Annotated in this window: 9 protein-coding genes; 5 read left to right on the top strand and 4 right to left on the bottom strand. The window is 69.2% G+C overall.

The genetic code is table 11. The annotated features are described in order from the left end of the window. Positions 1–1,124 precede the first annotated feature (1,124 nt). Positions 1,125–1,643: a hypothetical protein gene (locus tag ACOTKD_RS00140; protein WP_424886722.1), complete on the bottom strand. Its 519-nt coding sequence runs from the start codon at positions 1,641–1,643 to the stop codon at positions 1,125–1,127. A 496-nt stretch (positions 1,644–2,139) separates the two neighbouring features. Here ACOTKD_RS00140 and ACOTKD_RS00135 point away from each other — a divergent pair, with 496 nt between their 5' ends. The 3 genes from ACOTKD_RS00135 to ACOTKD_RS00125 all read left to right on the top strand — a co-directional run bounded on the left by ACOTKD_RS00135 (position 2,140) and on the right by ACOTKD_RS00125 (position 5,703). Beyond that, the gene (locus ACOTKD_RS00135; RefSeq protein ID WP_424886721.1) at positions 2,140–3,417 is read left to right on the top strand and encodes an AAA family ATPase; all 1,278 of its coding nucleotides are present in this window, start codon (positions 2,140–2,142) and stop codon (positions 3,415–3,417) included. Between the two features lie 6 nt (positions 3,418–3,423). After that, positions 3,424–5,259 (top strand): TniQ family protein, encoded by a 1,836-nt coding sequence (locus ACOTKD_RS00130; protein WP_424886720.1) that lies wholly within the window; start codon positions 3,424–3,426, stop codon positions 5,257–5,259. Positions 5,260–5,454: 195 nt separating this feature from the next. Further along, entirely contained in the window at positions 5,455–5,703 is a 249-nt protein-coding gene (locus ACOTKD_RS00125) for a hypothetical protein (RefSeq protein ID WP_424886719.1), read from the top strand. A 489-nt stretch (positions 5,704–6,192) separates the two neighbouring features. On the opposite strand, the gene istB is transcribed toward ACOTKD_RS00125, so the two are convergent. After that, positions 6,193–7,005, bottom strand: coding sequence for an IS21-like element helper ATPase IstB (istB, locus tag ACOTKD_RS00120; RefSeq protein ID WP_424886718.1), 813 nt, complete (start codon positions 7,003–7,005; stop codon positions 6,193–6,195). Continuing rightward, entirely contained in the window at positions 7,002–7,769 is a 768-nt protein-coding gene (locus ACOTKD_RS00115) for a Mu transposase domain-containing protein (protein ID WP_424886717.1), read from the bottom strand. The genes istB and ACOTKD_RS00115 overlap by 4 nt, the downstream gene beginning before the upstream one ends. 227 nt (positions 7,770–7,996) lie before the next feature. Here ACOTKD_RS00115 and ACOTKD_RS00110 point away from each other — a divergent pair, with 227 nt between their 5' ends. Both ACOTKD_RS00110 and ACOTKD_RS00105 read left to right on the top strand, forming a co-directional pair. Next, positions 7,997–9,361, top strand: coding sequence for a hypothetical protein (locus tag ACOTKD_RS00110; RefSeq protein ID WP_424886716.1), 1,365 nt, complete (start codon positions 7,997–7,999; stop codon positions 9,359–9,361). 95 nt (positions 9,362–9,456) lie between these two features. Then, the gene (locus tag ACOTKD_RS00105) at positions 9,457–10,338 is read left to right on the top strand and encodes an IS5 family transposase (protein WP_424887340.1); all 882 of its coding nucleotides are present in this window, start codon (positions 9,457–9,459) and stop codon (positions 10,336–10,338) included. A 562-nt stretch (positions 10,339–10,900) separates the two neighbouring features. On the opposite strand, the gene ACOTKD_RS00100 is transcribed toward ACOTKD_RS00105, so the two are convergent. Then, a complete protein-coding gene (locus tag ACOTKD_RS00100) occupies positions 10,901–11,764 on the bottom strand; it encodes a DUF4158 domain-containing protein (RefSeq protein WP_424886715.1) in 864 nt (287 codons plus the stop codon). Positions 11,765–11,909 lie beyond the last annotated feature (145 nt).

The raw sequence follows: 11,909 nt of genomic DNA, 5'->3' as shown, positions 1-11,909 counted from the left end.
GGGATGCGGACGGCGAGTGCGTGCGCCGCTCGATCCGCTGGCTGATGCACCACCCGGACGCCCGCCCGCTCAGGACGACCGCAAGGACGGCGCCGGGGGCCTCCCGGCAGCCCACGGGCAGAGCGGATCTGTCCGGCGATCACCTGGAGCGGGCCCGGCTGCGGGCGGAACATGTCAGGGAGGCGGAGACCGGCTACCGGATGGGGCATCCGTCGCGAGCCCTGCCCGGGGAGCCGAGGCCGGCCTACGACCCGGCCTCCACGACGGTTACCGAGCGGCGGCGGGCGAAGGCCGCCGAGCTGAAGGCTCTGGACCGGGACGAGGCGGCGAGACTGGGCCTGCAGCATATGAGTACGCGGACGCTGGAGCGGCTGGCGGCCGCGAGCGTCGAGGATCTGGTGGTGGCCTGCGCGGACGGCCGCTGGACGCGCCGCGGCGGGGGTCATCCGAGCGTCACCGAGGAGATCCGGGAGGCGGTCTTCGCCGTCCGGCGGGAGTGCCTGCGGCGCTCGCGGATCAGCATGCGGGCCAAGCACCGCCTGTTGCACCAGTACATGCGGGAGATGTTCCCCGGCTTCCCGCCGGAGGAGATTCCCGGCCGCACGACGCTGACCGTGGTGTGGCGGGAGTGGTTCGGCCCGGGCGGGGCTCGGCAGCGTTATGTGCGTTCGGCGGAGGAGGCCAAGGACGCCGGCCGGAGGGTGGTGGTGCACCGGCCGGGCCAGGTCGTCGCGCTGGATTCGACGCCGCTGCCGGTGAAGGTCCGTGAGTCGGTGTTCGGGGATCCGGTCTCGGTGATGCTCACGCTCGCGCTGGACCTCTACACGCACTCGATCGTCGCGTTCCGGCTGACGCTGGTGTCGGACACGTCGGTGGACGTCGCGATGCTGCTGCGGGACGTGATGATGCCGCTGCCGATGCGCGAGGGCTGGGGCGAGGAGATGGAATGGCCCTACCCCGGCGTGCCGGCGAAGGTGGTCGCCCAGTTCGCCGGCCACAAGGTCGCGGCCCTGCCGTTCTTCGCGCCGGAGACGGTCACCACCGACCACGGCGGCCCCTACAAGAACCACCATGTCGTGGAGGCCGAGCAGGCGCTGGGCTGCAACATCCTGCCCGCCCGTGCCTTACGGCCGACCGACAAGTTCGCCGTCGAGCGGTGTTTCGCGGCTATCAACTCGCTGCTGCTGGAACACCTGCTGGGCTTCACCGGAGCCGATGTCGCCGACCGCGGCGCCGACCCGGAGGGCGACGCGGTGCTGTCGATGGCCCAGATGGAGAACCTGATCGCCGCCTGGGTGGTCCGCATCTGGCAGAATCGGATCCTGGGCGAGTATGCGCCGGCCTGGGGCCCGGGCGAGGACCACAGCCCCAACTCCCTGTTCGCCGCGGCGATGCAGCAGAGCGGCTTCGCCCTGCAGATCCCCAAGCCGGAGCTGTACTACCGGCTGCTCAAGGCCCACCATGTGCAGATCCATCCCGGCCGGGGGGTGAAGATCGGCGGGCTCTGGTATCATGACCGCGTGCTGGACGAGCACCGCTTCCGCCAGCCGTCCGCACGGGGCGGACGGCACAAGGGCAAGTGGGTCATGCGCTCCGACCGGCGCGATCGCCGCACCGTCTTCTTCCAGGATCCGGACGATCACGCCAGGTGGCACGTCCTGCGCTGGACCGGGATGCCGCCCGAGGGCGAGGTCCCCGCGTTCTCCGACACCACGGCCGAGGCTCTGCTCGGCGAGGTCCGTCGGCGACGGCTCGGACCCCGGCCCCGCACCGATGCCGAGCTCCTTCCGGTGCTGCTGGAGTTGCTGGGCTCGGCCATCCCGGTCGCCCAGTGGCCGACGATGCCCAAACGCGAACGCCGTGCCCGTTCACGTCAGGCCGCCCAGGCCCAGGCCGCCGCGGCCGACCGGGCACCGCGGCTCCAGGCCCGGGCCCTGGACGAGGCGGCGGGCTGGCCCGCGCAGGGCCGCACCCTCACCGAGGCCAGGGACGCCGACCGGCGGCGGCGCCGCGAAGCGGCCGTGCGGGAACGCGGCGGGCCCGTGCCGCCGCCCCGGCTGGGCGAGGCCGTGCGCCGCCGGGCGCTGTTCCTGCTCCCGCCCGACGAAGAGGAGCCCCCGGACCGGCGAAGGAGCACGCGTGAGCCACGATTCCCCACTCCAGGACCTCGATCTTGCCGCCGGGTTCCTCGAGCCGCCCCCGCGGCGCGACACCTACGCGGGCTGGCAGCGCTGGCGTGCCGGCCGGGGCCATTTCGCTCCCGCTCCCCGGCTCACGCTCGGCCAGTGGCGGGCCTTGAGCCCGCGGGAGCGGTCGCTGTACGACCTGCACCGCACGGCCACTCACGTGAACCTGCCGTTGCAGGAGACGCCGATGTCGCTGAAGGTCTCGCGGCTGGTGAACCGGCGCATCCGCAACAACGCGCTCAAGACCCGCCCCTCGACCCGGGCCGGGGTGATGGTCACCGGCTGGGGCTACCAGGGCAAGACCGAAACCGTGTGCGAGGTCGCCGCAGCCTTCGAGGACGCCTGGCTGGCCATGCACCACCACCTCCACCCCCAGCCCACCCCGGGCACACGAGACGTGCACGCCCCCGTCGCCTACGCCCAGACCCCGGTCACGGCGAAGCCGAAGAGCACCTGCCAGGCAATCTTGGGGTTCTTCGGCGCGGAGACCAAACGCCTGACGCTGCCCGAACTGATCCGTCAGCTCGCCGCCTCCCTGGACGACCACGGCACCAAGGCCCTGATCCTCGACGACATCACCCGCCTGCGCATGCACCGCGCCGACGACCAGGACACCCTCGACCTCATCCGGGCGTTCATGAGCATGAACGTCACCCTCATCCTCGTCGGCGTCGACATCCTCGGCTCCGGCCTGCTGCGCCAGGGCCACTTCGACGAGCACACCCGGCAGTGGGTGCTGCCGCCCTCCCAGCACGCCCGCGTCCACGGCCTGGAAGCCACCCAGACCGAACGCCGCTTCGACCTGGTCGAACTCGACCGCTTCCGCTACACCACCCCCGGCCAGATCACCGCCTTCCACGACCACCTCGCCGGTCTGGAGGCCAACCTCCGCCTTCTGAAGGCCCCACCCGGCATGCTCACCGGCGGGCGGATGCCCGAGTACCTGATGCGCCGCACCGATGGCGTCGTCGGCCTCCTGGAGCGTCTCATCGAGGACGGCTGCCAGGAGGCCATGGACAGCGGCAAGGAGACCCTCGACGAAGACCTCCTGGACGACGTGGTGCTCAGTCTGGATGATCCCGAGCGGGACGCGCTGGCCGGTGAAGTCCCGGCCATCCCCGGCTCCTCCCGCACCCGCACCACCGCTGCCCCACGGCCTGCCTGCGCCCGTGGGCGGGGCCGGAACACCGTCTTCGACGACCACGGCCCGCGCGGCCAGGCCCACGGGTGACCTGCCGTGCCCCTGCCCGACCCGCTGCCCCGGGCCCTGGCCCCGCTGCCGGGAGAAGGACTGGCGGGCCTGCTGCTGCGGCTCGGCCACCGGCTGGACGTCGCCCCCTTCCAGCTCATCCAGCGCACGGGCATCGGCACCAGCGACACCTACGTCCCCGGCCGGCTCCTGCTCACCTTCGACGACCACCTCGAGGCCTTCGCCCACGCCACCCGCCTCACCCGAGCAGAAGCCTCCCGGCTCACTCTGAGCACCTACGCCACCCACTTCCCGCCCGTCGCCGGATCCCTCACCCCACGACCCGGCCTGAAAGCGACCCAGACCACGGTCGACGCCTGGGTCCTGACCCACTACACCCGCTACTGCCCCCGCTGCCTGGCTGGCGACGGCACCCTTATCCAGCAGCGGCACGGCGGACCTTGGAAAACCGAGTGGCGCCTACCGGTGATCTTCATGTGCTCCCGGCACCGCACCTTCCTGCACCACCTGTGCCCCGCCTGCGCCTGCCCGGCGCACGCCTTCCACATCGGCGGCAGCAAAGTGCTGCCCCTCATCCGCCTGGCTGGCCTCCACCCCGCCCAGTGCCGCAACCCCCTCAACGAGGCCCTCCCCAACCGCCTCAGCCTCTGCGGCCACCGCCTGGACGACCCCAACCGGGCCGCGAGCCTCCCACCGGTCAGCCCCGCCTTGACGCGCCTGCAGGAGCAGATCCTCCTACGGCTGGAGGCAACGGCCCAGGCGAGCGAGGCCCGTCGCTACTTCACCGACCTGCGCGTACTGACCACGATCGTGACAGCCACCTGGCCCCAGGCCCGCGACCTCGCCCGCGACGCCGTCCCCGAAACCGTCGATGAGTACCTGTCCGAGCAACAGCACCAGGCCCGCACCCGCCCCCGCGGCCGCGGGCGCATCCCCTTCACCACCTTCGACCACCCACCCCGCTCCGCCCTGGCCACCGCCACGCTCCTGCACGCCGCCGACCAGCTCCTCACCCTCCCCGGCCCCGAATTCCGCCAGCGACTGCACACCATGCTCGCCACAGCCCCGCCCCATCCCGGCGGCCAGTGGGGCCAGGCCTGGCGCCACCTGCACCAACACGGCTCACCCACCCTCAAACGGCAGACCCCAGCCGCCCCGGGAGGCCGGACGACCTCCTCCCCGCAGCGCCCGCCGACCGTCTTCCTGCGTAATCCGCGCTACCGGATCCAGCACATCCCCCAATGGCTCCCCGACCCATGGCTGACCCACCCGCCACAGGTCTGCCGTCTCACCCCCCGGCAAGCGGTCCTGCGTCGCCGGGCCGCTGCCGTCCGCCTCGTCCAGATCGCCTCCGGCATGCCCTGGCAAGACGCCGCCCGCTACCTCGGCATCCCCGACAGCTGGCGGCACGGCCTACCTGCCCACCAACGCCTGCCCAGCCACCCCGGCCCCGACACCAACCAGATCACCCACCTGGCCACCACCCTCGACACCCGCAGCCGGCCCACCGACCACCACCTCCGTCGCCAGCACCTGGCCCACTGGACCCTGCCGACCGACCACTGGCACACCCTGTGGAACGAAGCCGCACACACCAGCCGCTCCCGACTCCCGGCATCCCTCCAGCGCACGCATCAGATCGCCTCCGAATTCGTGTGGACCCTCGTCACAGGAAGCGAACACAGCATCGCCCCCAGCCTCCCCGGCCACACCGCCGGCTCCCGCACCACACGCCACCTGTGGATCCCCCTCACCCAGACCCTCCCCGACCAGCGACCACACCGCTTCTACAACGCCCTACGACAACTCCTGAACGACTACGCCCACCAGCTCGCTGCGGAAACCGACCACCACCACGGTTGAAAGGCGGTTGGCAAGGGCTCAGGTGGCGACCGGAATCGTCAACCGCAGGCTGGTGAGCCGGATCCCGTGCGCCGGGCAGGGCGCTGTAAGCGGGCGCATTGCAGCACGGCTGGATTCCCGTGCGAGCGCCGGTGCCAGGAATCTCGGGGACGGGCGGTCGTGCCGCGGTTGCCGGTGACCGGGAAGGGGTGGCTCATGCGGTGGGCAATCAAGAAGCTGGCCGTGGGATGCACGACAGCCACGCTGGTGCTGGGAGGTGCCGCATCCGCCAGTGCGGACACGGAAATCGGCCTGGGGAACCAGGGGACCATTACACCCATTAACGTGCCCATCAACGTTCCCATTGCCGTGTGCGGCAACAACCTCGCAGTGCCAGTGCCCGTCACGGTGCAAAACGACCAGGCCCGCGAGTGCGACAACTCATCGTCCCCGATCGTTGACTGATCGGAAGGTCACAGCGAGCCTGGCAGAAGCGGGTGCCGGTGGCTGCCAAGTGCCCAGGGTGCATGTGCTGTCCGTACTGGTCCGCCGTCCAGGCGGCGGACCGGTACCGTGCCGGGTGTCGACGGCGCCTGAAGTGTGACCCACTGTCGACGGGCGAAAAGTGACCCCCTCGTTCCTTTGCGAGTTCCATCAATTGATGGCTGCGTGTCACGTCGCCGGTCTGTCGATGGTCCTCAGCCTCATGTGTCCGGTACTACTTTCTCGCCTTGCGTTTCCTCCAGGAATGGTAGGAAAGGATGCAAAGTAGCCGTTTCGAGGGGGGGACCTTGTGCGACGCATCCGCGCAGTCTGTGCTGCCGTAGCTACGACCGTGGTAATCATGCTGGCCGGAGCTCCGCCAGCAGCCGCTGACCCTCTTGCCGAGCTCTCCGTCAGCGGACCCGTGGTCATGGCTTTCACCGTCTACGACGACTTTATGAACTATTTGCCCTAATCGTTGCCGTTGGCCTCGGCGGGCGGGACGCGTCCGACGTCGCGTCCGCGCATGCGGAAGCTGTCGCCGCGGAGGCTGATGACCTCCGCGTGGTGGACGAGGCGGTCGATCATCGCGGCGGCGACGGTGTCGTCGCCGAAGACCTCTCCCCAGCGGCCGAAGGGCTTGTTGCTGGTCACGATCACGGACGCGCGTTCGTAGCGGCCGGAGATGAACTGGAAGAAGAGGTTGGCCGCTTCGGGTTCGAAGGGGATGTATCCGACCTCGTCGACCACGATCAGCGGATAGCGGCCGAGGCGGGTGAGCTCGTCGGCGAGTTTGCCGGCGTTGTGGGCGTCGAGAAGGCGGGCGACCCATTGGGCGGCGGTGGCGAAGGCGACGCGGTGGCCGGCCTGGCAGGCCCGGATCGCGAGGCCGGTGGCGAGGTGGGTCTTGCCGGTGCCGGGCAGGCCGAGGAAGATCACGTTTTCCTTCCCGGCGATGAAGTCGAGGGTTCCCAGGTGAGCAATCGTTTCTCGCTTCAGGGACCGCTGGTGGTCGAAGTCGAAGTCCTCCAAAGACTTCCTGGCGGGAAAGCGGGCCGCGCGGATGCGGCCTTCGGCGCCGTGAGCGTCGCGGGCGGCGACCTCGCGCTGGAGGCAGGCGGCGAGGTATTCCTCGTGGCTCCACTCCTCCGCGCGGGCCCGCTCGGCGAGCCGGCCGGCCGCCTCCCGTAGGGAGGGGGCCTTCAATGCGCGGGTGAGGAAGAAAATCTCGGAGGTGACGTCCCGGCCAGTGCCGGCACTCTTCTTCGAGCTTGTCGTGGTCATGCGACTCCTTGTCCGAGGCCGCCGTCGATGACGCCGAAGATGCGGTCGTAGGTGTCCAGCGAGCGCATCTCGACTTCGAGCTTCTCGGCGGGCTCGGGCTTGATGGTGGTGCGGGCAGCGACGGCTGCGGCCGCGTGGGTGGGGTCGGTGATGGTCTGGTGTTTGGCCCAGCAGCGGGTGTGACGGGCGACTTCGGTGCCGTCACAGGTGACGAGGACCTGGTCGAGGTCGGCGGTCACCTCAACCCGCCGGCCGACGGCGAGCGGGTGGACGGAGTAGTCGCAGGTGTCGAGGCGGACGTAGTGGTCACGCGGCAGCCTGAGGCTGGTCTTCCACCAGCCGGGCGGTGAGATCGGCGGGATGCCGAGCATCCGGGACTTGTCGGCGTCGAGCCGGTCTGCGGGCCTGGCCTGCAAGGTCCGGTGGAGGCGCCGGTTGGCCTTGGTGAGCCAGTCGGCGAGCTGGACGTTGAAGTCCGCCGGCGAGGTGAAGACCCGGCCGGGAAGGAACGAGGTCTCCAAGTACCCGTTCGCCCTTTCAACCAGTCCCTTGGCCTCGGGGTCACGGGGCTTGCACAAAATCATCCTGATTCCCAGCAGGCTGGCGAACGCGGCGAAGTCCTCGGTCAGCTGCGGGCCGCCCGACCTCCAGGACCCGACGGCGCCCTCGTTGTCCCAGACCAGGGCCTTCGGGACGGCTCCGAGCTCGGTCAGCAGCCGCCAGTGCCCGGCGATCAGGTCGGCCGCGTTCCGCGACGGGAGCATGCGGGCGCTGATCCATCGCGAGTAGGGGCCCCAGTAGTACTCGCCGAAAAAGCAACGCTAAGCGGCTGCGGTCCAGGTCAGAGGGTGAATCAGGGTAGCCGCAGCGGGGCTGGCGGTGTGGTCACTGGCCGAGGGCGCTGACGCGGTTCTCGTACTCGCTGCAGCATGCGCTGGGCCGGGATCGCCCATCTGGTGGGGCGCCTATGCTCTCGGGCATCATCGTCCCCGTGACCAACCATCTGACCCGCGAGTACTTGGCCCGCCTGGCGGCTGGTGTGCCAGGGTCGGCGCGGGTGGCCGCGGCGGGCGAGGCAGGCCGGCTGCTGTCGAGCGCGCTGGGTGATAGCGGGGCCTTGTCCCGGCCGGTGTTCCTTGATGCGGCGCAGCTGGCCGATCTGCTCCTTGACCTCCAGGCCCTCCACGGGGCGCTGGTATCGCTGCCGCAGAGGCTGAGCGGTGGTGACTGGAGGGCTTATTGTCGGGAGCTCCAGATCCCTGCGGCCCTGCGGCACCTGGCAGCCCCCGGCCCTGCACCATCCGCTGTTTTCCGGGCCCGGGCGGACCTGTACCACGACGGTGACCGGTTTCGGCTGCTCGAGTTCAACTTCGGCGGCGCCACCGCAGGGGCCGCCGCAGGGGAACTGGGGCACATCATGCTCGGCGATGCCTTCCTGGCGCGCTTCATGACCGAGCACAGCCTTGCCTTCGCCGAACCGTTGCAGCAGATCGTGCCCGGTCTGCTGTCTCTGGCCGACGCCGGGCGTCCGGGAGCCGAGCAGCCGGTCGTGGCGCTGGCGGAATGGCCGACATCGATGCCTCATGCCGAGCCGGACCTGCGGCTGTGGGCCCGCGCACTGGCCCGGGGCGGCCTGGACACCCAGATATGCCACATCGGCCAGCTGCGAGTACACCGGGACGGGGTGTATCTGGGGCGGCGCCGGGTGGACATCGTCGTGCGGATGTTCACCGTCGGCGATGTGTTGTCGAAACCGGAACTGGCCGAGCCGCTGGTGCAGGCCTGCCGCGACGGAAAGGTGCAGATCTACACGGGACTGCACGACGCGGTGCTGGACGGTAAGAACACACTCGCACTGTTGTCACAGCGCGCCGCCCGCGCCGCTCTGACACCCGGCGAGCAACGCGCCGTGGACCGGCTGCTGCCCCCGACGTGGCTGCTGGGGGCCACACCAGCCCAAGCGCAGGGCCGCTTGCCCGACCTCATCGACTACGCCCGGCACCACCGTCATGATCTGGTGCTCAAGGCCGCCCACCAGCACCGCGGCACCGGGGTGTACTGCGGCTGGACCATGACCGACCAAGACTGGTCAGAGGCCGTGACAGCGGCGGCCTGCTCAGGCGCCGGCGTACTGCAGCAACGCGTCATCCCCGCCACAGAACCATTTCCGGCCGGAGACGGCCAGATGCACCACATCAGCCTGGTCTGGGGGGTCTACCTGACCGAGAGAGGCTTCGCAGGCATGAACATCCGCGGACTACCCGGTCAGAACAACGGGGTGATCAACTTCGGTCGGCACGCTCTCGTCGGCCCGGGACTCCACCAAACACCCGGCAACACCGGCCTGCATCAGTAGGGGTCCCAGTAGTACTCGCCGAAAAGGGCCCAGGAGTCCTAGAGCCTGTCCGACGGGTCGCGTGACTGCCGTGCGGTGTGATCGTTCTGGTCTGCATGGGGCGGGGTGACTTATCAAATGAGGAATGGGCCCGACTGAGGTCTCACTTGCCGAAAAACGTCGGCCGAGGTGGGCGTTGGAGGAACCACCGTCAGGTAATCAACGGGATTCTGTTCCGGCAGCGAACCGGCATCCCGTGGCGGGATCTCCCGACGCGGTTCGGAAAGTGGAAGACGGTGCACGACAGGCATCGCCGCTGGTCAGCGGACGGCACGTGGGACAGGATCCTGCGGGCAGTCCAGGCCGACGCCGACGCAGAGGGGCTCATCGACTGGTCCATGGTGAGCGTGGACTCTACGGTGTGCCGCGCTCACCAGCATGCCGCAGGTGCCCGTAAGCAGGCGCCACGGAAACCCGGCAAACGCACCAGACCCGCCCTGCATTGCCCCGATGAAGCCCTCGGCCGCTCCCGCGGCGGGCTGAGCACGAAAATCCACCTGGCCGGTGAAGGCGGACTACGGCCACTGGCCCTGTTGATCACCCCCGGCCAGTGGGGCGATGCACCACAGATAATTCCAGTCCTGGACCGGATCCGCGTTCCCCGCCCCGCCGGCGGACACCCGCGCACCCGGCCGGACCATTTGAGCGGCGACAAAGCATACAGCTCCCGCCGCAACCGCCGATACCTGCGGCGTCGGCAGATCAAGCACACCATCCCCGAGCGCCGCGACCAGCGGGCCCACCGTCAGAACCGTGGCAGCAGAGGCGGCAGACCCGCCAGTTTCGACGCGGCACGCTATGCCCGCAGGAACGAGGTCGAGCGGCTGATCAACCGGTTGAAGGTCTTTCGGGCCGTGGCCACGCGCTTTGACAAGAGGGCGTACGTCTTTCACGGCACCGTGACCGTTGCCGCCCTACATCTCTGGCTCCGTTCCTGACCCGCCAGACGGCCTCTAATGACTCATCAAATCCTTTCCCGAGGCAATGTCGAGAATGTCTTTGACGATGTAGCCGTAGTGAAAGACTGTTGTGCCCGCAAACCCAAGGATATCGCCCACCGAGTGAGGGCCGAGGGGGCGGCGTTGGCAGAAGGCATCCCCAGGGTGAACAGCGCAGCCACGCTGACGGCAACTACAGAGAGTCGACGCATGGACTTTCCTTCCTGTGAAGTGCGTTGGGAACTGCATACGATCTGACCATCCCCCAAGACACGGGCGATGCCAGCACTGTCACCCCTACGGGGGGCACAGAAACGATCACTCAGTTACGGCGGCCCAATACTCAGCCAGCCGTCCACCGGGATCACTGAACCTCTTTCATCCTGTCCCGGGAGGGTGATGACGTTGCCGGAGTTCCTGAAGGGGCCTCGGCATCACCCCACGTCAGAGCCCTGATACCCAGTCAGGAGTCAAGCCTCTGACTTGCAAGGAACAGAGGATGAAAGGGGCTCACTGATCAGATCACGACCTGGAACCAGGCAGCAGACCCATCGGACACGGCCTAGCTCAGACACCAGCCGTAAGGTAGGTCGCGGGTGGCTGGACGGGCCCCGTTTCCCCGTCTGCGGCGAGAGGCTGAGTAGCCCGCCAAGCGTGGGCTGCTCCGAATTGACGCCTCCGGCCCGCATATCCGGTGGCGGTTCTTCCGCAGCCAGGTGACCGCGTGGTTGAACAGGGCCACCGGCCCCTCCGCATGCGTCCACGCCCGTCCGTACAGGAAGCCGCGGAAGGCCCGGCCCCACGTCGGATCGGTGAAGTCGCGGTACTTGAACCGCTCCTGGATCTCCTCCGCGTGCTCGTACGGAGTCCTGCGGCGCTCCGGATACCGCTTCACGCACGACGTGTCCTCGATGCCGAGCTGAGCCGCGAGGTACTCCACGACCTTCCATGGCACGGCGAGCGGGTTCGCAGGCAGAGAGCGGGTGACGTGCCCGAGCAGAGCGCGGTCGCGGTCGGCCCGGGTTGGCAGCCGGGAGATGTTCAGGGCCGAGCCCAGGTCCGCGTTGACGCCCAGCGACGCCAGCTGAAGGTAGAAGCCCTTCAGGCAGGCCGCCGCCGTTGACAACGCCGCCTGCCCGTACGGGCGCTTGCCCAGACGCCACGGCTCGCCGAGCGGCAGCCGGACCTCCGCGCCGACGAGGCCCATGTACCGCTCCAAATCCCGCAGCACCACCGCGTCGAAGGCGAAGCACTCACGCTCCAGCCAGCGCAGATGGTCCACCAGCAGATACGCGTACGTCCGCTGGGTGCCCGAGCCCTCGTACTCGCGAAGGAACCGGTCCGCCTCCTTATGAACAGTGCCTTCGGGCCACACGATCGTCCACGACCGTCGCCCGTCCTTCCGGTCGATCTGCTGGACTCTCAAGTCCCCGATGACCACGTGCCGTACCACTCGTCCTCCGCACCGACTCCAGGACATGGCTGACGTCCTGGACCCGGTCGGTAAACGAGCCCGTGACGCCCACGTCACAGGCCCAGACGGACATCACGGGCAGCACTATCTGCGGTCG

Origin of the sequence: Streptomyces sp. XH2, from assembly GCF_049725035.1 — a bacterium.
Taxonomy (GTDB): Bacteria; Actinomycetota; Actinomycetes; order Streptomycetales; family Streptomycetaceae; genus Streptomyces; species Streptomyces roseoverticillatus.
The sequence above is the reverse complement of the archived record's forward strand: the minus strand, read 5'-3'. Positions and strand labels throughout refer to the sequence as shown.